The organism is Acidovorax sp. NPDC077693, assembly GCF_044542805.1.
GTDB lineage: Bacteria > Pseudomonadota > Gammaproteobacteria > Burkholderiales > Burkholderiaceae_C > Acidovorax.
The window spans coordinates 83,081-105,271 of record NZ_JBITVD010000006.1 but is presented as its reverse complement, the minus strand read 5'-3'; the positions used below and the strand labels follow the sequence as shown (position 1 = coordinate 105,271).

The 22,191-nt window shown below is 69.7% G+C and carries 24 protein-coding genes; 9 read left to right on the top strand and 15 right to left on the bottom strand.

The genetic code is table 11. The annotated features are described in order from the left end of the window. Nucleotides 1-267: 267 nt before the first annotated feature. From ACIGHN_RS09890 to mnmG, 8 genes are all read right to left on the bottom strand, one after another. Nucleotides 268-1,185, bottom strand: coding sequence for a ParB/RepB/Spo0J family partition protein (locus ACIGHN_RS09890; protein ID WP_056410603.1), 918 nt, complete (start codon nt 1,183-1,185; stop codon nt 268-270). Nucleotides 1,186-1,236: 51 nt separating this feature from the next. Next, nucleotides 1,237-1,533 carry a cupin domain-containing protein gene (locus ACIGHN_RS09885; RefSeq protein ID WP_056410606.1) on the bottom strand — a complete coding sequence of 99 codons (297 nt, stop codon included), beginning with the start codon at nt 1,531-1,533 and terminating at the stop codon, nt 1,237-1,239. A gap of 72 nt (nt 1,534-1,605) precedes the next feature. Continuing rightward, nucleotides 1,606-1,887 carry a hypothetical protein gene (locus tag ACIGHN_RS09880; RefSeq protein ID WP_396504226.1) on the bottom strand — a complete coding sequence of 94 codons (282 nt, stop codon included), beginning with the start codon at nt 1,885-1,887 and terminating at the stop codon, nt 1,606-1,608. Continuing rightward, nucleotides 1,884-2,435: an RBBP9/YdeN family alpha/beta hydrolase gene (locus tag ACIGHN_RS09875; RefSeq protein ID WP_396504225.1), complete on the bottom strand. Its 552-nt coding sequence runs from the start codon at nt 2,433-2,435 to the stop codon at nt 1,884-1,886. The genes ACIGHN_RS09880 and ACIGHN_RS09875 overlap by 4 nt, the downstream gene beginning before the upstream one ends. Nucleotides 2,436-2,469: 34 nt before the next feature. Next, the gene (locus tag ACIGHN_RS09870) at nt 2,470-3,294 is read right to left on the bottom strand and encodes a ParA family protein (protein WP_056410612.1); all 825 of its coding nucleotides are present in this window, start codon (nt 3,292-3,294) and stop codon (nt 2,470-2,472) included. Nucleotides 3,295-3,318: 24 nt separating this feature from the next. Next, nucleotides 3,319-3,933, bottom strand: a complete 615-nt coding sequence (locus ACIGHN_RS09865; RefSeq protein WP_396504224.1) for a LysE family transporter — start codon at nt 3,931-3,933, stop codon at nt 3,319-3,321. Nucleotides 3,934-4,063: 130 nt separating this feature from the next. Then, nucleotides 4,064-4,744, bottom strand: coding sequence for a 16S rRNA (guanine(527)-N(7))-methyltransferase RsmG (gene rsmG / locus ACIGHN_RS09860; RefSeq protein WP_396504375.1), 681 nt, complete (start codon nt 4,742-4,744; stop codon nt 4,064-4,066). A gap of 2 nt (nt 4,745-4,746) precedes the next feature. Continuing rightward, nucleotides 4,747-6,735, bottom strand: a complete 1,989-nt coding sequence (mnmG, locus tag ACIGHN_RS09855) for a tRNA uridine-5-carboxymethylaminomethyl(34) synthesis enzyme MnmG (protein WP_396504223.1) — start codon at nt 6,733-6,735, stop codon at nt 4,747-4,749. A gap of 158 nt (nt 6,736-6,893) precedes the next feature. Between mnmG and ACIGHN_RS09850 the strand changes: the two genes are divergently transcribed. The 9 genes from ACIGHN_RS09850 (at nt 6,894) to ACIGHN_RS09810 (ending at nt 15,286) form a co-directional block, all read left to right on the top strand. Next, the gene (locus ACIGHN_RS09850) at nt 6,894-7,487 is read left to right on the top strand and encodes a Crp/Fnr family transcriptional regulator (protein ID WP_396504222.1); all 594 of its coding nucleotides are present in this window, start codon (nt 6,894-6,896) and stop codon (nt 7,485-7,487) included. A 60-nt stretch (nt 7,488-7,547) separates the two neighbouring features. After that, nucleotides 7,548-8,111, top strand: a complete 564-nt coding sequence (locus ACIGHN_RS09845) for an anthrone oxygenase family protein (RefSeq protein ID WP_396504221.1) — start codon at nt 7,548-7,550, stop codon at nt 8,109-8,111. 68 nt (nt 8,112-8,179) lie between these two features. Beyond that, nucleotides 8,180-8,788, top strand: coding sequence for an NADPH-dependent FMN reductase (locus tag ACIGHN_RS09840; protein WP_396504220.1), 609 nt, complete (start codon nt 8,180-8,182; stop codon nt 8,786-8,788). Between the two features lie 44 nt (nt 8,789-8,832). Further along, the gene (locus tag ACIGHN_RS09835; protein WP_396504219.1) at nt 8,833-9,108 is read left to right on the top strand and encodes a YkgJ family cysteine cluster protein; all 276 of its coding nucleotides are present in this window, start codon (nt 8,833-8,835) and stop codon (nt 9,106-9,108) included. A gap of 213 nt (nt 9,109-9,321) precedes the next feature. Further along, nucleotides 9,322-10,230, top strand: a complete 909-nt coding sequence (locus ACIGHN_RS09830; protein WP_396504218.1) for an RNA polymerase sigma-70 factor — start codon at nt 9,322-9,324, stop codon at nt 10,228-10,230. Nucleotides 10,231-10,446: 216 nt separating this feature from the next. Continuing rightward, entirely contained in the window at nt 10,447-10,902 is a 456-nt protein-coding gene (locus tag ACIGHN_RS09825; protein ID WP_056410631.1) for a carboxymuconolactone decarboxylase family protein, read from the top strand. A 303-nt stretch (nt 10,903-11,205) separates the two neighbouring features. Then, nucleotides 11,206-12,795 (top strand): tail fiber domain-containing protein, encoded by a 1,590-nt coding sequence (locus tag ACIGHN_RS09820; RefSeq protein ID WP_396504217.1) that lies wholly within the window; start codon nt 11,206-11,208, stop codon nt 12,793-12,795. A 14-nt stretch (nt 12,796-12,809) separates the two neighbouring features. Continuing rightward, the gene (locus tag ACIGHN_RS09815; RefSeq protein ID WP_396504216.1) at nt 12,810-14,558 is read left to right on the top strand and encodes a tail fiber domain-containing protein; all 1,749 of its coding nucleotides are present in this window, start codon (nt 12,810-12,812) and stop codon (nt 14,556-14,558) included. Beyond that, complete coding sequence (locus ACIGHN_RS09810) at nt 14,555-15,286, top strand: Ig domain-containing protein (RefSeq protein ID WP_396504215.1); 732 nt, start codon at nt 14,555-14,557, stop codon at nt 15,284-15,286. Before ACIGHN_RS09815 ends, ACIGHN_RS09810 begins: the two co-directional genes overlap by 4 nt. Nucleotides 15,287-15,299: 13 nt before the next feature. Here ACIGHN_RS09810 and ACIGHN_RS09805 read toward each other — a convergent pair whose 3' ends face one another. The 7 genes from ACIGHN_RS09805 to ACIGHN_RS09775 form a co-directional block, all read right to left on the bottom strand. Beyond that, nucleotides 15,300-16,508 (bottom strand): FAD-dependent oxidoreductase, encoded by a 1,209-nt coding sequence (locus ACIGHN_RS09805; protein ID WP_396504214.1) that lies wholly within the window; start codon nt 16,506-16,508, stop codon nt 15,300-15,302. Beyond that, nucleotides 16,505-17,455: an ornithine cyclodeaminase family protein gene (locus ACIGHN_RS09800; protein ID WP_396504213.1), complete on the bottom strand. Its 951-nt coding sequence runs from the start codon at nt 17,453-17,455 to the stop codon at nt 16,505-16,507. Before ACIGHN_RS09800 ends, ACIGHN_RS09805 begins: the two co-directional genes overlap by 4 nt. A gap of 81 nt (nt 17,456-17,536) precedes the next feature. Continuing rightward, entirely contained in the window at nt 17,537-18,436 is a 900-nt protein-coding gene (locus tag ACIGHN_RS09795) for an amino acid ABC transporter substrate-binding protein (RefSeq protein WP_396504212.1), read from the bottom strand. Nucleotides 18,437-18,482: 46 nt separating this feature from the next. Beyond that, a complete protein-coding gene (locus tag ACIGHN_RS09790) occupies nt 18,483-19,901 on the bottom strand; it encodes an amidase (RefSeq protein WP_396504211.1) in 1,419 nt (472 codons plus the stop codon). Next, nucleotides 19,898-20,584, bottom strand: coding sequence for an amino acid ABC transporter permease (locus tag ACIGHN_RS09785; RefSeq protein WP_396504210.1), 687 nt, complete (start codon nt 20,582-20,584; stop codon nt 19,898-19,900). Before ACIGHN_RS09785 ends, ACIGHN_RS09790 begins: the two co-directional genes overlap by 4 nt. Next, nucleotides 20,581-21,246: an amino acid ABC transporter permease gene (locus tag ACIGHN_RS09780; protein ID WP_235503864.1), complete on the bottom strand. Its 666-nt coding sequence runs from the start codon at nt 21,244-21,246 to the stop codon at nt 20,581-20,583. Before ACIGHN_RS09780 ends, ACIGHN_RS09785 begins: the two co-directional genes overlap by 4 nt. After that, the gene (locus tag ACIGHN_RS09775; RefSeq protein ID WP_396504209.1) at nt 21,243-22,151 is read right to left on the bottom strand and encodes an amino acid ABC transporter ATP-binding protein; all 909 of its coding nucleotides are present in this window, start codon (nt 22,149-22,151) and stop codon (nt 21,243-21,245) included. Before ACIGHN_RS09775 ends, ACIGHN_RS09780 begins: the two co-directional genes overlap by 4 nt. Nucleotides 22,152-22,191 lie beyond the last annotated feature (40 nt).

Sequence of the window (22,191 nt, the reverse complement as noted above, 5' to 3'; positions counted from 1 at the left end):
TGCAGCACGCACGCCATGTGCGTAGCGGTTCTGAAGCGGCCTGGCCATCGTCAACCCGGGGTGTTGAACGCAGCGCAGTGTAGGCCTCGCACACATGCATTTTGCCTGTGCAAGTTACGTGTGGAAACTGCTTGTGTGCGCTATTTCACGCATCGCACCGGCAAGACGGGGCGCGCCACCCTGCCGCGCCCCTGCCGGGCCACCGGGCGTTGGCGCATCCGCTCGCCGCAGGGCGCCACCCGCCGCCCGGGCGGGCATCTACTTTACTTACTTCCGCAGCCGATCAATCAGGCCGTTGAGCGCCTCGAGCGAGCCGAACTGGATCGCCAGCTCGCCCATGTCTTCCACGCGGCCGTGGCGCTTGACGCGTTTCTTCACGCGCACCTCCACCTCGGCCATGAGCAGGTCGGACAGCTCTTCTTCCACCCGCTTCAGGTCGCGCGACTTTTCCTTCTGGGGCTTTTGCGGCACCAGGCTGAACTCGGCGCCGATCTTCTTGACCAGGGCCTCGGCCTCGCGCACCGACAGCTTCTTGGCCGCGATCTGGTTGCCGGCGGTGATCTGCGCGGCGCGGTCGAGCGACAGTAGCGCGCGCGCGTGGCCCATGTCGATGTCGCCCGCCATCAGCATGGTCTGCACCGGCTCGGCCAGGTTCAAGAGGCGCAGCAGGTTGCTGGCCGCGCTGCGCGAGCGGCCCACCGCCTGCGCGGCCAGCTCGTGCGTGAGGCCGAACTCGCGGACCAGGCGCTGCAGGCCGTGGGCTTCTTCCAGCGGGTTCAGGTCCTCGCGCTGGATGTTCTCGATGAGCGCCATGGCCGCGGCGGACTCGTTGGGCACGTCGCGCACCAGCACCGGCACGGTGTCCAGGCCCGCCAGGCGCGCGGCGCGAAAGCGCCGCTCGCCCGCGATGATTTCGTACTTGCCGGCGTTGTCCCCATCGGCCAGGCGCCGCACCAGAATGGGCTGCATGATGCCCTGGGCCTTGATGGACTCGGCCAGCTCGTACAGCGCGCCTTCGTCCATGCGGGTGCGGGGCTGGTACATGCCCGCCACCATCTCGGTCAGGGGCAGGGTGCTGGGCAGGCCGGCTTCGGCGGCCTGCGCCTGCTCTGCTTTTTCAGCGACTTTGGGGCCCAGCAGGGCTTCGAGGCCGCGGCCGAGGCCCTTGGGTTTCTTGGTGACCATGGGTGAGTGTCCGGAAGATGGATGGAAAGAATGGGTGCCGATCAATGCCGCTCAGCGGTCGATGATCACCAGCGTGCCGTGGCTGCCCTCGGCCACCGCGTGCGGGACGCCGGCCGGGACGATGTAGACCTCGCCCGCGCCCACCTGCACGCGCCGGCCCTGCAGGTCCAGGTTCATCTGGCCGTCCAGGACGAGCAGCGCTTCGTCGAAGTCGTGGGTTTCGTCGGGGTAGGCCTGCGCGTCCATGCGCAGCACCTTGACGTTGGCGCCCGCCGCCCGGCCCACGACGGTGGAGCGCCAGGCATGGGGCAAGGTATGGGCGACGGAAGGCAGATGGATCTGGGACATGCGGCAAGGTGGGTCAGCGGGAGGATGTTCGCGAAGGGAATGCGGGGGCCAGGCGGCGCTGTGCGTGCGGCATCAGCCCTTGGGGCGCCCTGCCCCGCGCCCCCGCACCCGCCCGCGCCACAGGCGCAGCCAGATGCCACAGGCCACCACGCACAGCACGGCGGCCAGCACGAACTGGCCCAGCGCCGCCACCACCACGGCGCTGCTGGGCAGCAGCCAGGCCAGCACCGCCTGCAGGGCATCGCCCAGCCAGAAAGGTGCCGCACGCCGCCGGGGCGTTGCAGGGGCGGTGGCTGCGGGCTGCGCAGCGCCCCGGCGCCCGAAGAAGAAGAAGGGCCATCGCATGAACTTCATGCCACCGGCTGCGCCTGCAGCAGTGGTTGCAGCCAGCCATGGCCTTCGTCCCAGTCGGCAAGGCCCGACTCGGCATTGATGTGGCCGCGCTCGCCGTAGTCGACGAACCGGGCGCCCCAGGCCTGCGCCATGCCCTGCGCGCGCTCCAGGCTGCAGTAGGGGTCGTTGCGGCTGCCCACCAGCAAGGCCGGAAACGGCAGCGGCTGGCGCGCGATCGGTGCCCAGCCGTGGATCTGCGCGGCCAGGTCGGGCCGCTCCACATCGCCCGGCGCCACCAGCAGCGCGCCGCGCACGCGGTGGGCCAGGGGCGAATGCGCGGCCCACCACGCCGTGAGGATGCAGCCCAGGCTGTGGGCGACGAGCACCACCGGGCCGTCGACATCCACCACCGTCTCCTGCAGCCGGGCCGACCAGTCGCCCCGCAGCGGGCGCATCCAGTCGTGCTGCTCCACGCGGTGGTAGCCGTGCACAGCCTCCCAGCGGCTTTGCCAATGGCCGGGGCCGGAGTTCTGCCAGCCGGGCAGGAGCAGTATGTTGGATGCCTTCATTGCTATTAATTTAGTAGCTGCTAGCGCTCGCCTATCAAGCGGTAGGGGCCATTTTGACCACCGAATCGGCCGTTGCCGCCCCCGGTGCGGGCATGGTCTGCACGCGCTCGACCATCTCTTGCGCGAACTCGACGAACGCCTGGCTGCCCTTGGCCGCCGGGTCGAACACCACGCCGGGCAGGCCGTAGCTCGGCGCCTCCGCCAGGCGCACGTTGCGCGGGATCACGCTGTTGAACACCTTGTCGCCAAAGTGGCCCTTGAGCTGGTCGCTCACCTGCTGCTGCAAGGTGATGCGCGGGTCGAACATCACGCGCAGCAGGCCGATGATCTGCAGGTCGGCATTGAGATTGGCGTGCACCTGCTTGATGGTGTTGACCAGGTCGGTCAGCCCTTCGAGCGCAAAGTACTCGCACTGCATCGGCACGATGACCCCGTGCGCGCTGCACAGGCCGTTGAGCGTGAGCATGGACAGCGACGGCGGGCAGTCGATGAGCACGAAGTCGTAGTCGCCGTCCACCTCGGCCAGCGCGGCCTTCAGGCGCTTTTCGCGGTGCTCCAGGGTCACCAGCTCTACCTCGGCGCCCGCGAGCTCCCGGTTGGCGCCCAGCACCCAGTAGCCGCATTTGTCCGAGTGCACCGCGGCTTCCTTGACCGAAGCGGATTCGAGCAGCACGTCGTACACCGTGAGCTCCAGGCTGCGCTTGTCCACGCCCGAGCCCATGGTGGCATTGCCCTGGGGGTCCAGGTCGACCATCAGCACCCGCTGCCCGATCTTGGCCAGCCCGGCGGCCAGGTTGACGGTGGTGGTGGTCTTGCCGACCCCACCTTTCTGGTTGGCAACGCAAAAGATCTTGGCCATGTGGATGCAGCAGTCCGTGTAGTTTTATTTGGAGATGGCCAGCTTGATGCCAAAGCCGATGAGGAACACACCGGCCAGCTTTTCCAGCCCGCGGCCGATGCGCGGATTGGCGCGCATGCGCTCGGCCAGAAAGTGGGTGAGCAGCACGGCGATCAGGCCGTATGCGAACGTGAGCGCGGCCACGGTGGCGGCCATCACGCCGAAGGTCAGCATGCCCTGGTGGCGCGCCGGGTCCACGAACAGGGGGAAGAACGCCATGTAGAACACGATGGCCTTGGGGTTGAGCAAGGTGATCAGCGCGGCCTGCTTGAAGTAGTGGCGCGGCTCGATGTTCAGGACCGGCTTGGCACCGGGCCTGGCGGTCAGCATCTTGAACCCCAGCCAGGCCAGGTAGGCCGCGCCCAGCCACTGCACCGCATGGAAGGCCGTGGGGTAGGTGGCCAGCAGGGTGGCCACACCGGCCACCGCGGCCCACATCAGCACCTGGTCGCCCGCGATCACACCCATCGTGGCGCCGAGGCCGCCCCGCACGCCGCCCTTGCTCGTCGAGGTGATCAGCGCCAGATTGCCAGGACCCGGGATGGCCAGGAACAACACGATGGCGGCGACAAAGGCGCCGTAGTCTGCGATGCCGAACATGATCTCTCCCGGTGTGCTGGGTGGGTGCCGCGGTATGCGCACCCACCGAATGAGCAGCCGAGTTTAAGCGACCACCCTGCCCTGCTCCGTCGTTCGCGTGCCACCCGCCGGTCCACACGCCCCAAAAACTTCAGGCGGGCTTCAACCAGATGATGCAGCGCTCGGCCTCCAGGCCCGGCACGGACAGTGGTTCCACGTGAAACACCGATGCACCCGCGGGCAAGGCGGCGATCTCATCCTCGGGGTGCTTGCCCTTCATGGCCAGCCACACGCCGTGGGGCGTGGCCAGCGCGCCCTGCGACCAGGTCACGAAGTCGGGCAGCGAGGCAAACGCGCGGCAGCTGATGATGTCGAACGGTGTCGTCAAGGTCTCCACGCGCGCATGCACCCCGTGCAGGTTGCGCAGCTTCAAGGACACCGCCGCCTGCTGGATGAAAGCCGCCTTCTTGCCCACGGTGTCCACACAGCTCACATCCACCCCCGGGCAGCAGATCGCAAACACCACCCCGGGCAGACCGCCGCCCGAGCCCACATCCAGCAGGCGCACCGTGCCCGCCGCCAGGCCCTGCGACTCCAGGGTGGCGAGGTGCCGGCGCAGCGGCGCCACTGCCGCCAGGCTGTCCAGCAGGTGGTGCGTCATCATCTCCTGCGGGTCGCGCACCGAGGTCAGGTTGTAGACCTTGTTCCACTTCTGCAGCAGCGCCAGAAAGTCCATCAGCTGGCCGACCTGCCCATCCTCTAGGCCCAGGCCCAAGGCCTCGGCGCCCGCCTGCAACTGGCTGCGCAACGCGTCGTTGTGGGATACCGTCATCGTCATGCCGCCACTTCGCCTTCGGCCTTGGACGGGGCCACGGCAAATTCCTTGAAGCCGCCCTTCTTCAGGTGGACCATCAACAGAGAAATCGCCGCCGGGGTGATGCCGGTGATGCGCGACGCATGGCCCAAGGTCTCCGGCCGGTGGCGGCTCAGTACCTGGCGGGCCTCGAAACTCAGCGCAGTGACCTGCAGGTAGTCCAGGTCGGGCGGCAGGCGCAGCTTCTCGAAGTGGGCGGCGCGCTCCACCTCGCCCTTTTGCCGGTCGATGTAGCCCGCGTACTTGGCGGCGATCTCGACCTGCTCCAGCACCGAGTCGGTCAGCGCACCCAGCGTTTCACGTGAAACATCGGCCGAGGCATGCTTGCCGCCGTCCAGCGACATCAGGTTGGCGTAGCTCACGTCGGGGCGGCGCAGCAGTTCAAACAGGTTGTACTCGTGCTCGATGCTCTTGCCCAGCACGCGCTCCGATTCGGCCGCAGGCAGGCTGCGCGGGTTCACCCAGGTGGCCTTCAGGCGTTCTGTTTCACGTGAAACAGCGTCCCGCTTGCGGCTGAAGGCATCCCAGCGCGCGTCGTCCACCAGGCCCATGCGGCGCCCTGCTTCGGTCAGGCGCATGTCCGCGTTGTCTTCGCGCAGCTGGAGGCGGAACTCGGCCCGGCTGGTGAACATGCGGTAGGGCTCGGTCACCCCCTTGGTGATCAGGTCGTCCACCAGCACGCCCAGGTAGGCCTCGTCGCGGCCTGGCAGCCAGGGGGCATCGCCTCGGCACTGCAGCGCGGCGTTGATGCCGGCAAACAAACCCTGCGCCGCCGCTTCTTCGTAGCCTGTGGTGCCGTTGATCTGCCCGGCAAAGAACAAACCCTGGATCTGCCGCGTCTCGAAGCTGCTCTTGAGCGAACGGGGGTCGAAGTAGTCGTACTCGATGGCGTAGCCGGGGCGCAGGATGTGCGCGTTCTCCAACCCCGGCATGCTGCGCACCAGCTCGTACTGAATGTCGAACGGCAGGCTGGTGGAGATGCCGTTGGGGTAGAACTCGTGGGTCGTCAGGCCTTCGGGCTCCAGGAAGATCTGGTGGCTGTCCTTGTCGGCAAAGCGGTTGATCTTGTCTTCCACGCTCGGGCAGTAGCGCGGGCCCACGCCCTCGATCTTGCCGGTGAACATGGGGCTGCGGTCGAAGCCGCTGCGGATGATCTCGTGCGTGCGCTCGTTGGTGTGGGTGATCCAGCAGGGCATCTGGCGCGGGTGCATCGCGGCACCGCCGTGCGCATGGGCCATGTAGCTGAACACCGGCACCGTGCCCTCGTTCACGCCGCCCGGCATGCCGTCGCCGGGCTGCTCCAGGCACTTCGAAAAGTCGATGCTGCGCCCGTCCAGGCGGGGGGGCGTGCCGGTCTTGAGCCGGCCCTGCGGCAGCTGCAGCTCCTTGAGCCGCGCCGACAGCGACACGGCGGGCGGGTCCCCTGCCCGGCCGGCCGCGTAGTTGTTCAGGCCCACATGGATCTTGCCGTCCAGGAAGGTCCCGGCGGTGAGCACCACCGTGCGCGACCGGAAGCGGATGCCCACCTGCGTTACGGCGCCCACCACCCGGTCGCCCTCCACCATCAGGTCGTCCACCGCCTGCTGGAACAGCCACAGGTTGGGCTGGTTCTCCAGCATGCGGCGGATGGCGGCCTTGTACAGAATGCGGTCGGCCTGGGCCCGGGTGGCACGCACGGCCGGGCCCTTGGAGCTGTTGAGGATGCGGAACTGGATGCCGCCCTCGTCCGTGGCCAGCGCCATCGCGCCGCCCAACGCGTCCACTTCTTTCACCAGGTGGCCCTTGCCGATGCCGCCGATGCTCGGGTTGCAGCTCATCTGCCCCAGCGTCTCGATGTTGTGCGTGAGCAGCAGGGTTCTTTGCCCCATGCGCGCGGCAGCCAGCGCGGCTTCGGTGCCTGCATGGCCACCGCCGACAACGATCACATCAAATTCCTGGGGGTACAACATGGAGAACTCCGAGAGCCTGGTGGGCCCGATAATGAAAACCCGGGGGTGTGCAGCGGCTGACTGGCAGGTGCGCAAGCCCCTCGGCCCGCCTCGGCAGCCTGGGCACAACGGCCCGGAGCCCGGCGGGTAACCCGCGATTTTCCCACTTTGCGCTGGCCGTGTCTGTTTCTACGCCCCTTACCCTGTTCCTGACCCAGTTGCTGGGCTCCGCGCCGCCCCCCGTTCGGGATTGGTGGGCCAGCGCCCAGCGCCTGCAGTTGCAGCGTGGGCAACCGCTGCTGCAAGCGGGCGATCGCTGGCAGCACCTGTGGTGGGTGGAGCGCGGGGCCCTGCGCCTGTACTACCTGGACAGCGAAGGGGCAGAGTCCAACAAGAACTTCTTCCTGGACGGCAGCATGCGCTGGCCTGTCACCCCTTGGCTGCGCGAAACACCGGCAATGTTTCACGTGGAACCGATGGAAGACGCCACCGTGCTGTGGGCCCTGCCCTGGCCGGCCACGGTCGAGCCAGCCGCCACCTGGCCCGCATGGGCAAGCCTGGAACACCGCACGCTCTGCGCACTGCTGGACGGCAAGATGCAGCGCGAGCAGGAGTTTTTGCAACTCGGCGCCCGCCAGCGCTACGAAAAGCTGGTGCGCGAACGTCCCCAGTGGGCCGACCGCATTCCGCTGCGGCACCTGGCCTCGTACCTGGGCATGACGGACGTCACCCTGTCACGGGTGCGCAGCGAACTGGGGCTTATCAAAGGTTAAGGCGCTGGATGCCGAAGGTTGCGACAGTGGGCAGGTCGCCACTCCCCGCACCGCCAGACCATGCCCAACAGCCCCTCTACCTTCACCACCTCCTGCCGCTCCCCGCTCGCACTCGCACCCCATGCCTTGGCCGTGCTGTGGCTGGGCCTCATGGCCGGTTTCTTCGGCACCTACAGCGCCAACGTCAACCTGGCGCTGCTGCAGATGGACGGTGCGATTTACGCCACCGTGCAGTCGGCCCTCAACCGCAACGTGCGGCATGCGCTGTTCTTCACCCTCTTCTTCGGCCCGCCCCTGTGGTGTGCACTGGCCCTGGCCACGGCCTGGCGGGAGCACCGCGCGGGCTGGTGGCGCGTGCTGGGGCTGGTGGGGGCGGCCTATGGCTTGGGCATCGTGTTCTTCACCCAGGAGGTGAACCTGCTGCTGAACCACACCACCGAATCCTGGACCCCCCAGGCCCTGCCGGCCGACTGGGCGGGTGTGCGCGACCGGTGGAATGCCGCCAACCTCTGGCGCGCCGGGCTCAGCCTGGCGGCGTTTGCCGCCGCGCTGGGCACGCTGGTGTGGCGCAGCGTGCCACAGGCCCGGCCCGGGCTGCCGGCCGCACCCATGCACGACCGCTGAGGCATCCCCACCGTCGGGCACGTCTTGCAGGATTCCTGCCGCGCGCCTGTGCTCCAATCGCAGGCACCATGCCCACAACCACTCCCTCCCTCCTCGTCTTCGCCGGCAGCACGCGCCAGCAGTCCTTCAACCGCAAGCTGGCCCACGCCACCGCCGCCATCGCACGCGATGCCGGTGCCACGGTCACGCTGCTGGAGCTGTCGGACTTCGACATCCCGATGTACAACGCCGACCTCGAAGCCCAGGGCACGCCGGCCGACGTGATCCGGCTCAAGGAGATCCTGTGGCGGCACCCCGCCTGGGTGATCTGCTCGCCCGAGTACAACGGCAGCTACACCGCCCTGCTCAAGAACACCATCGACTGGGCGTCCAGCCCCGTCAAGGGCAACCCCGACTGGGAAGACGGCGGCAAGTCCTTCCGCGGCAAGGTGGTGGGGATGCTCAGCGCATCGCCCGGTGCCCTGGGCGGCCTGCGCTCGCAAAGCCACCTGGCCCCGCTGCTCATCAACGCCGAATGCTGGCTGGCGCCCAAGGCGTTTGCGCTGGGCTCGGCCGGCAGTGCCTTCGACGAGGCGGGTGCCCTGGTGCAGCCCGCCCACCGCGACCGCGTGCGGGGCGTGGTGGACCAGGTGCTGTGGGCCTCTGCCCGCCTGCACCCCGAAGGCGCCCCCGCCTGACGCCCTGCCCCGCCCAGCCCCCCCCGCCAGCCACCACAACCCCCATGGACTGCCGCCCCGGCTGCGGTGCCTGCTGCACCGCACCTTCCATCAGCTCCGCCATCCCGGGCATGCCGCAGGGCAAGCCCGCCGGGGTGCGGTGCGTGCAACTGGGCGCGGGGGAGCGCTGCCTCATTTTTGGGCAACCCGAGCGCCCCGCGGTGTGCGGCGGCCTCATGCCGTCGGCCGAGATGTGCGGCGCCAGCACCGCAACGGCCTTCGTGTACCTGGAGCGGCTGGAGCGGCTGACCCAGCCGGGCGCGGCGCCGTCCCGGCCTTGAGCCGCGGCGTGCCGCCGCGCGGGCGCCAGGCACTGCGGTTGACCATCAAAACCTGCCCTACCGCTCATCTGGCAAGCGCCAACAGCTATCAAAACAGGAGCAAACCACTCCACACTGTCACACACCGGCAGTCTCCCCCGTCTGGTCAACATGGCCAGACAACGCGCAGCGGCGGTTGATCTGCTTCACCACCCCCAGCCCAGGCACCAGCCCATGACCTCCGCAGCCCCTCCAGCGACCTCCGGCGCTTGCGCCACCGACCCCTTCACCACCCTGCGCCCCCGCCTCTTCGGCATCGCCTACCGCATGCTCGGCGTGCGCGCCGATGCCGAAGACGTGCTGCAGGACGCCTGGCTGCGCTGGAGCCGCACCGACCCCGCCGCCCTGCAGTCCGCCGAGGCCTGGCTGGTCACGGTGGTCACGCGCCTGTCCATCGACCGGCTGCGCGCGCTCAAGACCGAGCGCGAGGCCTATGTGGGCTGGTGGCTGCCCGAGCCGCTGGTGGAGCTGGACGGTGCGCACACGCCCGAGTCGGCCGCCGAGCTGGCGGGCGAGCTGTCGGTGGCGTTCCTGTACGTGCTGGAGCGCCTGGGGCCCGAGGAGCGCGCCGCCTTTTTGCTGCGCCAGGTGTTCGACTACGACTACCCCGAGATCGCGGCCCAGCTGGGCAAGACCGAGGCCAGCTGCCGCCAGATGGTGCACCGTGCAAGCGAACGCGTGCAGCAGGCGCGCACCCGCTTCGAGGTGCCGCGCAACGTGCACCACCAGTTGCTGCAGCGCTTCATGCTGGCCGCGCGCAGCGGCGACCGCAACGCCATCGAAACACTGCTCAGCGAAGACGCCCAGCTCATCGGCGACGGTGGCGGCAAGGTGCCATCCTTCGCCAAGCCGCTGGTCGGCCCCTTTCGCATCGCCAACCTGTACTGGGCCCTGTTTCGCCGCCTGGGCGCGCAGGTGGTCTACCGCATGGCGCTCATCAACGGCGAGCCGGGGCTGCTGCGCTACCTGGACGGCCAGCTCGAATCGGCGCAGGCCTTCGTGACCGACGGCGAGCGCATCGTGGCGATCTACGCGATCCGCAACCCGGACAAGCTCGCGGGGATCCCGCTCTCGCTGGACTGACACAGGCACGGCGCTGGGCGCTGGGGTGGCGAAGGGTTCATGGATGGGTGGTTGTGTTGTGGAGTGGAGTGGAGGCTGCAAAAAAACGCCGCCCGCTGTCACACCGGACAACACGCGCACGTCTTGAAAGGTATGGAATGCGATGGCCTGTGCCGCGCACCCATCGCCCCCTTTCATCCACCACCGCCCCACCAGGGCACACCCAGGAGTTTTTTGATGTCCCAGCACACCGCCCGCCTGCCCTACCACCAGCTCTCGTCCAAGGCCTTCATGGGCCTGGTCAACGTGTCCGAAACCATCAAGAAGGGCGCCCTGGGCGCGCGCCTGGCAGAGCTCGTGTTCCTGCGCGTCTCGCAGATCAACGGCTGCGCCTACTGCATGGACATGCACTGGAACTACCTCGTCAAGGACGGCGTGGAAGCGCGCCACTTGAACGCCGTGGCCGGCTGGCGCGAGGCACCGTTCTTCAACGAACGCGAGCGCGCCGCCTTCCGCTGGGCCGAGATCCTCACCGCCACGCCGCACAGCGACGCGAGCGACGAAGAGTTCGCCAAGCTCAAGGCCCTGTTCACCGACGCCGAGATCTCCGACCTGGGCTTTGCGATCGCCACCATCAATGCCTGGAATTTGCTCAACGCAGGCATGCGGGCGCCGATTCCGCAAGCAGGCTGAACGCTCCGTCCCCAGGTGCCGGCACGCGACGTGCCGGCAGCCCCCCCCCACCACAGGGCAGAGAGGGGAACGCGGGAAGGGCTGGAAGGCCGGAAAGGCCGGAATGGCCAGAGAAGGGGCGAAGGGCTGCGTCGAGCGCACGACACCCTGGCATTTCACGATTGACGCGTTAGCGGGGCTCATTCAGACTCGAATGTTTCCGCGGGTAACTGCGGCGGCGCAGCCACGCGCCTTGCCGCTGCCCCCGACGCCAGACATTCGAAAAGTTCGAAGAGCCCCCGGCCCGCTTCAGAGACCACCTCCATGCACCCTTTCCACAAAGCCTCCCTGGCGCTGGTCGCCAGCCTGGTCGCTGCGGCCTGCGCCGCGCAGGCCCCCGCGGCATCCATCACCGCGGCACGCCAGAGCGACCGCATCACCTGGACCGCCCAGGCCCCGCACGGCGCAGCCAAGCTGCGCCTGGTACGGCCCGACGGCACCGTCACGGACCAGGTCTTCCCGCGTGCCCCCATCGTGCTGGAGCCCCGCCAGGCGCGCCTGCCCGATGGCCGCTATTTCTACGAGCTGAGCCTGGACCCCCCCGCCACCATGGACCCGGCCCAGGCCCAGGCCACCCTGCACCAGCGCATCGTGTCCGGCTCCTTTGCCGTGGCGCAGGGCCAGGTGGTGGGCGCTGGGGCCGATGCCACCACCGCCGCGCAGCGCAACACCGCACCAGCCGCCACCACGTTCACCACCAAGGACCAGGTCGTGGCCGACGACCTGGTCGTGCAGGGCAGCCTCTGCGCGGGCCTCGATTGCGTGAACAACGAAACCTTCGGGTTCGAAACGGTGCGGCTAAAGGGAGGCAACCTCGCCATCCATTTCGACGACACCAGCAGTGGCGCGGGCTTTCCCGCCAACGACTGGCGCATCAAGGCCAACGACACCTTCTCGGGCGGCGCCTCCTACCTCGCCATCGAGGACGCGACGTCCGGCAACCCGGTGTTCACCGTGAGCGCCGGGGCGCCCACCAACAGCCTCTACGTGAGCGCGAGCGGCCAGCTGGGCCTGCGCACGGCCACGCCTGCGCTGGACGTGCACGCATCCACCGGCAACACGCCCGCCTTCCGCCTGGAGCAGTCCTCCGCGGGCGGCTTCACCGCACAGACGTGGGACATCGGGTCCAACGAGGCCAACTTCTTCGTGCGCGACGTTACGAACAGCTCGCGCCTGCCCCTGCGCATCCGCCCTGGCGCGCCCACCAGCAGCGTGGACATCGCTGCATCGGGCAATGTCGGCTTCGGCACCGCATCGCCTGCCGCCGCACTGCATGTGATGCGCACCGACGGCAGCGCCCAGGTGCTGGTGCAGGAGGCCAGCGGCACCGCGGCCCAGCGCACCTTGCTGAATCTGGCGAACAACGGGCCTGCCACGCTGCGCTTCACCACCGCGGCAGCCACCGGCTGGGACATGACGGCCGGCACCGCCCTCACCCTGGCGACACAGGGCGCAGGCACGCCGCAGTTCACGCTCGCGGCCAACGGCAACCTGGCCATCACCGGCACGCTGAGCACGGGCTCCAGCCGCACGCTCAAGACGGGGATCGAACCCATCAACGGCACCAGCCTGCTGGAGAAAGTGCTGAGCCTGCCGCTCTACCACTGGCGCTACACCGCCAGCCCCGCGCAGGAACGCCACGTGGGCCCCATGGCAGAGGACTTCCGCAAGATCTTCCAGCTCGGGCAGGACGACAAGAGCCTGGCCCCCGGCGACCTCGCCGGCGTGACCCTGGGAGCCGTGCAGGAACTGGCGCGCAAGGTGACCGAGCGCGAAGCCGACATCGCTGCGATCAAGGCCCGCATCTCCCTGCTGGAAGCGCAAATGGCGGCCCCCGCCAAGCCCGCGCGCTGAGGGAGCTGCCGTCCATGTCCCACGACCGAACCGCCTTTTACGGCCGTCCGCAGCCACGCGCCGTGCGCCTGGCCGTGGCCGCGGCCATCGCCGCCTGCCTGCTGGGCCAGAGCGCCCAGGCCCAGACCACCCCAGCCGCAGGCACCCCACCGGCTGCCACCCCCATCACAGCCCGCCTGCAGGCCCAGCGCCTGGAATGGACCGTGGCCGTGCCCCACGGCCGGGCCACGCTGCGAATTGCCCGCGAAGGCGGCGCGCCGCAGGACATCGTGCTGCGCGAGCCCCTGGCCCTGGCACTGCAGGACACGCCCCTGCCCGACGGGCGCTACACCTACGAGCTGATGCTCGCCCCCGCCACCGCCGCCCTCCGGCGCGAAGAGGCCCCGGTGGCCCCCACCCGGCCAGAAGGGCCTGTCGGCGCCGTACTCAGCGCCAGCGTGACGGTTGCCGGGGGCGCTTTCGTGCTGCCGCCGCAGGTGCCTCCCCGCGGTGAGACCGGTGCGGCCGGCGACAACGCCAGCAGCGCCAGCACCGCCCGCACCCAGGCCGTCACGTCGGCCAGCGCAAGCCAGCGCATGGTGCTCAAGGACCAGGTGGTCAGCGACGACCACATCATCCAGGGCAGCGTCTGCACAGGCCTGGATTGCACCAACGGCGAAACCTTCGGCAACGACACCCTGCGGCTGAAGGAAAACAACCTGCGCATCGGGTTCCACGACACCCGCGCCGCACCCTTCCCCAACTCTCCCTGGACCTTGCTCACCAACGACAGCGCCAGCGGCGGTGCCAGCTACCTGGGGATCGCCGATGCTGCAGGCACCAACATCACGTCCAGCCAGGTCAAGGCGCTGTGGATGGCCGGTGCACCCGCCAACAGCCTGTACGTGAGCCCGCTCGGCCGCGTGGGCATACGCACTGCCGCGCCCGTGCTGGACCTGCACGTGCTGTCGTACAACACACCGGCGCTGCGGCAAGAGCAGAACGGCCTGAACGGCTTCACGCCCCAGACCTGGGACATTGCCGCCAACGAAGCCAACTTCTTCGTGCGCGACGTCACCGGCGGCTCGCGCCTGCCCCTGCGCATCCGGCCCGGGGCGCCGCACGCCAGCCTGGACATCGCCGGCGACGGCAACGTCGGCCTGGGCACTCCGCGCCCAGCGGCGCCGCTGACCCTGCGCCGCTCCGACGGCACGGGCAGCTTGCGGGTCGACAACACGACAGCCGCGGCCTCGACCGCGCGCGTGCAGATGGAGCTGCGCAACAACGGCGACATCGCCACGCGCCTTGCGCATGGCACGGGCACGGCGTACTGGACGCAGCTGACCACCGCATCGGGCGTGAGCCTTGCACCGAGCGGCAGCGGCAGCCCTGCGCTGTCGGTGCAATCCAATGGCAACCTTGCCGTGGCCGGCACGCTCAGCCAGGGCTCCAGCCGCACGCTCAAGCACGACATCACCGCCGCGCCGGTCCACGCCATCCTTGGCGAAGTGGCGCAACTGCCGGTGTATGCCTGGCGCTACCTGAGCGATCTGAGCGCCAGCCTGCACCTGGGGCCCATGGCGGAAGACGTGCACCAGCGCTTTCAGCTGGGCGCCAGCCCGAAGACGCTCGCACCCAGCGATGTGGCGGGCCTGGCCGCCGCGACGGTGCAAGCCTTGCACCAGAGGCTGGCCGCCAGGGACGAAGAGCTCCTGGCCCTGGCGCAGCGGCTGTCGGCCCTGGAAAAGCAAGCCGAACGCCAGCAGCGGGGAGGCCACCAATGACCGCCCGCGCAAGACCGGCTGCATTCCCCTGGAGCCATCGCATCGTCGCCGCCGTGGGCGCCGCCTGCGTCCTGCTGTGGGGCGCTGCCGCCTCCGCGCAGAGCATCAGCGTGACGCCGGCGTCCGTTCCGGTGCCGGTGCAAGGCACGCCCTACAGCGTGACCTTCACCGCCAGCGGCGGCGTGGCGCCGTACCAGTTCCTGGTCAGCACCGGAGTCCTGCCCACGGGCCTGAACCTGTCGGCGGGCGGCGCGCTCACCGGCACACCCACCACCGCCGCCGCCTACAGCTTCACCATCACGGCCTCCGACTTCCTGGGCCGTGAGCGGGACCTGGTCGCCGCCGGCACCGTCGCCGGCGTGCTGGCCGTCACCCCGCCCTCCTCGCCGGTCACCAACACGCCCTACAACAGCCAGATCCTGGTGACGGGCGGAACAGGGCCGTACAGCTTTGCCATCAGCTCGGGCGCCCTGCCGCCCGGCATGTCGCTCGGCGCGGGCGGCCTGCTCACCGGCACACCCACCACGGCGGGCAGCTTCAGCGTGGTCATCCAGGTCACGGACGCCAATGGCCTGATTTCGCCCTTCACGCTGAACATCAACGTCCTGGCAGGACCCGGCGGCACTGCCAAGGCCATCCCGGTGGACAGCCCCTGGATGCTGGCGCTGGCAGGGCTCGGGGTGGCCTGGCTGGGGCGGCGGCGGCTTCGCGCGCAGCGCGGGAGGTGACGGCCAGGCGCTGTCACCCCTGCATCTGCCCCGCCAGCGCCACCGCGCTGCCCGCCGCCAGCGTCAGGCCCAGCGCGCCGTGCCCCACGTTGAGGTACACGTTGCTGTCGCGCCAGCGGCCCACGATGGGCACCGACGTGGGCGTGGCGGGCCGCAGCCCGGCCCACACGGCCGGGGCGTCCAGGTCGCACAGGCCCGGGTAGGTCTGCGCCACGGCGTCCACCATGGTCCGCACCCGGTCCGCGGGCACCTCAAGGCCCGTGGCGCCCACCTCGGCCATGGCCGCCACGCGCAGGTGCGTGCCCAGCGGTGCGAACACCGTCTTGCGGCCCAGGTCGGTCACGCTCGCGCGGGGCCGCGCCACGCCGCCCCGAAACGGCACCGTGATGCTGTAGCCCTTGATGGGCTGGATGGGCAGGTGGATGCCCAGCCGCGCCGCCAGCGGCCTTGCCGCGGGCCCGGTGGCCAGCACAAAGGCATCGGCGGTGATCCCGCCCTGGTCCGTGGCCACCGCGCTCACCCGGCCTGCATGCCGCACGAACGAACGCGCCACCACGCCGAACGATGCCGTGCCGCCGCGCTGGCGCAGGCTGCCCACCAGGCTGCGGCACAAATGGTGCGGGTCGGCGATGCACTCGTCGCGGGTCCACACGCCACCGGCCCAGGGCAGGCCCGGCGCCGCCTGCAGCGCGGGCTCCCTGTCCAGGCATTCGCGCACGCTCAGCACCTCCTGCCGGCAGCCCATGACGGCCTGCACGGCCACCTGGCGCTGCTGCTGGCGCAGCGCCTGTGGCGTGGGGCACAGCACCAGCTTGCCGTTTTCTTCAAAGCCGAAGGACCAGTCCTCCTCGGCCATCCACTGCGCCAGCGCCGCGCGGCTGGCCTGCGCCAACTGCAGCAACTGCGCCGTGCCCCGCACCGACTGCCGTGCCGAGCACGCGCGCAGAAACTGCAAGCCCCACGCCCACTGCCGCCAGTCCCAGCGCGGGTGGAAGCGCACGGCCGAGCCGCGCGACAACAGCAGCTGGGGCAAGGCGTGCAGCGTGGCGGGCGACGCGAACGGCTCCACATAGCTGTAGCTCAGCTGCGCGCCGTTGGCGTAGCTCGTGACGAGGCCCGGCGCCTGCGCCGCGTCCAGCAGGTGCACATCGTGGCCCTGGCGCGCCAGTTCGTAGGCCGTGGCGCAGCCGATCACGCCCGCGCCGATCACGCAGACCTTCATGGCAGCGTACCTGCCAGTGCGGGCGCGCGCTGCAGGATGCGCGACACCGCCAGCTGCGCCACCGCCACATCGGCCAGGCCGATGCCCACGGACTTGAACACGGTGATGCCCGGCGCCTCGGGCCGCCACGGCGCACCGCCCGCGTAGAGCTGGGGCAGGTCCACCAGCGGCGCGCTGGCCGTGCGGCCCCGCCACAGCACCACCTCGCCGGCTTCGGCCAGGCTTTGCGGCAGCCATTCCAGCACGATGCGGCCCGCGCGGTCCATGGTGGTGTCGTCCAGCTCGCGGCCCTTGGGCGCGCTGATGCCCATGGCGGCCACGAAGGCGCCGGGCGCGAGCCACGCGCCGTCGAACACCGGTGTGGCCGAGCGCGTGGCCGTGACCACGATGTCCGCGCCGCGCACCGCCGCCTCGGGCGTGGTGAAGGCCGCCGGACAGCCCGCCTGCACCGCCAGCGTCTGCGCCCACGCCGGGTCGCCCGCGGGGTCCACCAGCGCGATCTCCCCGAAGTCGAACCAACCGCTCAAAGCCTCGGCCTGCGCGCGGCCCTGCAGCCCTGCGCCGAAGACCGCCAGCTTGCGCGGCCGCAGCGGGCCCGCCTTGGACGCCACCAGCGCCGTGATGGCCGCGGTGCGCAGCCGCGTGATCTCGTTGCCGTCCAGCACTGCGAGCGGCTGGTTGGTCACCACATCGAACAGCACGATAGAAAAGCTGAACTGCCCGCGCACCGTGGGGTACACCTTGACCCCGGCCACGCCGCGCTCGGCCCACACCGCGCCCATGGTGCTCAGCCGCAGGTCACGGCAATCGGTGCGCTGGCGCTGGTGCACGGCGGCACCACCCGCGGCCAGGCTGGCAAAGGCCTCGCCGAGCACGGTGGCCACCGACGCGAAATCCAGCGCCTCGGCCACTTGCCGGTCGCTGATGAAGGGAATGCTGGTGTTCATGAAAAGCTCTGGGATGAAGGGACTGAAAGGACTGAAAGGGCCGGCTGGAAAAAAGACCACTGCGGCAATGCCGCCGCGCGTTCAGGGAATGCCGTACTTGTTGGGGTAGCGGATGTTTTCGCGCATGTGGGCGCTCATCGGGATGCGCAGCGCATCGGTGTCGAACCACTTGCGGTACAGGGCGGCCAGCTCGCCCGAATGCATGAGCGCGAGCACCGTGCGGTCCACCACCTCGCGCAGCGGCGCATCGTCCTTGGGCAGCATGAAGGCATACGGCTCCACCGTAAGGTGGCGGCCGGTGACATGCAGGCCGCCCTTCTTCGGCGATGTGGCCAGCAGTGCGTAGAGCAGGATGTCGTCCTGCGCGAAGGCATCGACCGTGCCCTCTTCCACCAGGCGCACGCCCTCGGCATCGGTGGCCACCACCACGACCTGCAGCTCCTGCTCGCGCTGCACGCGCGCCATGGTCTCCTGCGCCGTGGTGCCGTTGCTCACCGCAATGCGCCGCCGCCACAGGCTGGGCACGCCGTCGATCAGCACGGCCTGGCGCGCCAGGAAGCGCACGCCCGTGGTGAACAGCGTGTGCGAGAAGTCCACGTCCTTTTGCCGGCCCACGGTGTTGGTGTTGCCACCGCACTCGATGTCGATGCTGCCGGCCTTGAGCAGCGGTATGCGCTGCGCCGCCTCCAGCGGGCGGAACTCCACGCGCAGCGCCGGCTGCGCCAGCACCTTGCGCAGGTTCTGCACCACGCGCTGGCACACGTCGATGGAGTAGCCCACCGTGTCGCCCGCCGCGTCGCGGAACGCAAAGGTGCCCGGCGTGGGGATGTAGCCCACATGCACCACCCCGCTGCGAGCGATGCGCTCCAGCGCCGAAGCGCCGCCTCGGGCCGGTGTCTGTGCAGAGGCCGCGGCCGCGGCGCACAGCAGGGTGAGCGCCAGCAGGCACGCCCGGGGCGCGCGTGGGGACAACGCAGGCATGGTGAAAAGCTCCTGGGGTTAATACAAAGGGGGTGGGGTGCGCCGCTCAGTCCCAGCCCGGCGGCACCGCGCGATGCCAGCCGGTGGCCTGCTCGAACGCGTGGCCCACGCGCAGGATCGTCGGCTCGTCCATCGGCCGGCCGATGACCTGCAGCGATACCGGCATGCCGCCCTGCGTGAAGCCCGCCGGCACGGCCAGCGAGCACAGATCCAGCAGGTTCACGAAGCGGCCAAAGCGCGACAGCGGCGTGGCCAGCTCGTCCACCGCACTGACCGGGATGGCGGCGATCGCATTGGTCGGAAAGGCGCACACATCCACACCCTCCATGGCGCGCAGCATGTCGGCCTTGGCCTGCTCGCGCAGCTTGAGCAGCGCGATGTACTGCGCTGCATCGATGTCGCGGCCCAGCAGGATGCGGCGGCGCACATGCGGGTCGAACTCCAGCCCGTCCTGCTCGAACAGCGGTCCCAGGTTGGCATAGCCCTCGGCGCTCATCAGGCTGCCCGCCACGCGCATGGATTCGGCGCAGCTTTGCGGCAGCGCGCGCTCCACGCGCTGCATGCCCAGCGACACCAGCACCTGCACCGCCGCGTCGCAGGCCGCGAGCACGTCGGCATCCACATCGTGGCGCTCGGCCTCGGGCAGCGTCCACACGCGCAGGCCCTGCACGCCGCGCGCAAGGTGCGGCAGCACCGAGCGCACGGGCGCCTGCAGCGACACCGCGTCGTGCGGATCGGCACCGGCCAGCACTTCCAGCAGCAGCGCACTGTCGCGCACCGTGCGCGTGAGCGGCCCCACCGTGTCGTGCGTGGGGCACAGCTCGATGAGCCCGTGGCGGCTGATGAGGCCGCGCGTGGTCTTGAGCCCCACCACGCCGCACAGCCCGGCCGGTATGCGCACCGACCCGCCCGTGTCCGTGCCGATGGATGCGCTGCACAGCCCTGCCGCCAGCGCTACGGCCGAGCCACTGCTGCTGCCCCCCGGCGTGCGGTGCGTGTGCACATCCCAGGGGTTCCAGGGTGTGCCCATCACCGCGTTGGTGCCCCAGCCGCCGAATGCGAACTCCACCGTGTGCGTCTTGCCGACCACGATGGCGCCGGCCGCACGCAGGCGGTCCACCACCGTGGCGTTCGTGCCGGAGATGCGCGCCGGCTGCGCGCGCGAGCCTGCGGCAATCGCCTTGCCCTGCACCTCGAACAGGTCCTTCACCGCCACCGTCACGCCGTGCAGCGGCCCGACGAAGACGCCCGCACGGGCCATGCGGTCCAGGCCCTGCGCGGCGGCGCGGGCCTCGTCGGCGTAGACCTCGGTATAGGCGTGCAGCTGCGCGCCATGCCGGTCGATGCGCGCGAGCTGCGCCTCCACCAGCGCCTCGCTCGACAAGCGGCCCGCACGGATGGCCGCGGCCTGGTCTGCCACCGGCGCGTAGACCATGGATGGCATCGAGAGATCGGTGGTCGTCATGCAGCCCCCAGCGTGCGGCGGCCCTGCGCCAGGCGGCGCTCCATGAAGCGCGAGAGCATGGACAGTGGGAACGCGATCGCGAAATAGAACAGCCCCACCAGGATGAAGACGTGCAGCGGCAGGAAGTACTCGCTGGAGATCGCCTTGGCGGCCAGCATGAGTTCGTTGGTGGCGATCAGCGCGCACAGCGAGCTGTCTTTCAGCAGCGCCACGTAGCTGCTCAGCAGTGGCGGCAGCATCACGCGTGCCGCCTGCGGCAGCGTGACGTGCAGGAACACGCGGCGCGGCGTGAGGCCCACCGCCAGGCCCGCCTCGCGCTGCCCGCCGTGCACCGACTGCAGCCCGCCCCGCAGGATCTCCGCCACATAGGCCGCGCCATGCACCCCGAGGCCGATGGCACCGGCCCAGTAGCCCGACAGCGTCACGCCGATGGAAGGCAGCGCAAAGTAGATCGCCAGGAGCAGCGCCAGCAGCGGTATGGCCCGCAGCAGCTCGATGAAGCCCTGCGCACTGCGGCGCAGCACGGCCACGCCGCTGCGCGGCATCCACACCAGCAGCGCCCCCAGCGCGATGGCGATGGCAAAGCCGATGGCCGACAGCTCGGCCGTGACACGCGCGGCGTCCAGCAGGCGCGGCCACCACTCGCCGAGGTACTCGGCGTAGGTTGCAAAGAATGCGGTCATCGTGCCCCCCTGGCAGTGTGGCGCTCCAGGCGCGTGAAGGCCCAGCTGATGGGCAGCACCATGGCCGCATAGAGCAGCATGGCGGTCAGGTAGATCAGCGGCGTCTCGAAGGTGGACGTCACCAGGTTGCGCGCATAGAACATCACTTCAGGCGCCGCGATGGCCGACGCGATGGAGGTGTCCTTGACCAGCTGGCTCGCGTAGTTGCCCAGCGACGGCAGCGTCACGCGCAGCATCTGCGGCAGCAGCACGCAGCGCAGCGTCTGCGCGGGTGTCAGGCCCACGGCCAATGCCGCCTCGCGCTGGCCCACCGGCAGGCAGCGCAGGCCCGCGGCAAACACGTCGCACAGGATGGCCGCGCCCACCAGGCCCAGGCCGACGACCGCGGCCGTGAGCGGCGACAGCCGCACGCCCACCGACGCCAGGCCGAAATACAGCACGAACAGATGCGCCAGCGCGGGCACGTTGCGCATCCATTCGATGTACGCCGCAATGGCCCATTGCAGCGCACGGTGGCGCACGAAGACCACCAGCAAGGCCAGCAGCAGCCCCAGGCCCGCGGCGATCAGCGCGGCGCCTGCCGCCACCTGCGCGGCCGTCCACGCACCGCGCAACAGCGTGAGCGCGATCAGGGTGAAGGTATCGAGTCCGGGCATGGTCATGCACCCAGCCCTGCGCCACCGCCCACCTGGCCCAGGAAGCTGCGCGTGCGCTCCATGCGCGGCGCGTTGATCACCTGCGCGGCGGGGCCCTCTTCGACGATGTGGCCACCGTCCATGAAGATCACGCGGTCGGCCACGTCGCGCGCAAAGCGGATCTCGTGCGTCACCAGGATCATCGAGCGGCCCTCGTCGGCCAGCTCGCGGATCACGCCCAGCACCTCGCCCACGAGTTCGGGGTCCAGGGCGGACGTGGGCTCATCAAACAGGATGAGCTTGGGCTTTTGCGCCAGCGTGCGCGCAATGGCCACGCGCTGCTGCTGCCCGCCGGACAGCTGCTCGGGGTAGGCGTCGGCCTTGTGCCGCAGGTGCACCTTCTCCAGCATGTCTTCGGCCAGCGCGTGGGCCTCGTCGCGCCGCATGCCGCCGGCCTTGATGGACGCAAGCGCCACGTTGTCGCGCACCGTGAGGTGCGGCCACAGATAGAACAGCTGGAACACCATGCCGATCTCGCGGCGCTGCGGTGCCATCTCGGTGTCGCTCATCAGCCGCCAGCCGCCGCCCTTGCGCGCAGGCACCTGGCCGATGCGCTCATCCTGCAGCAGTACCTCGCCGCCGTTGGGCTTTTCCAGGAAGTTCAGGCAGCGCAGGCACGTGGACTTGCCCGAGCCGCTGGGCCCGATCAGCGACAGCGTCTCGCCTTTTTTCAGGTCGAAGGAAATGCCCTTGAGCACCTCCGTCTGGCCGTAGCTCTTGGTGAGGCCGCTCACGCGCAGCAGGGGTGGATGGTCGTCGTTCACAGCATGGTTCTCCAGACAGTGGTGTGCGGGCGCTGCGGCACGCAAATTGCACCCGCATGTCCTTGCTACCCAGTGCCTCCATGCTAGGAATGGCGCCCCTCTGTTCATTGGAGGGGGACGCAGCTATATTGAACGTATGCGACATGCA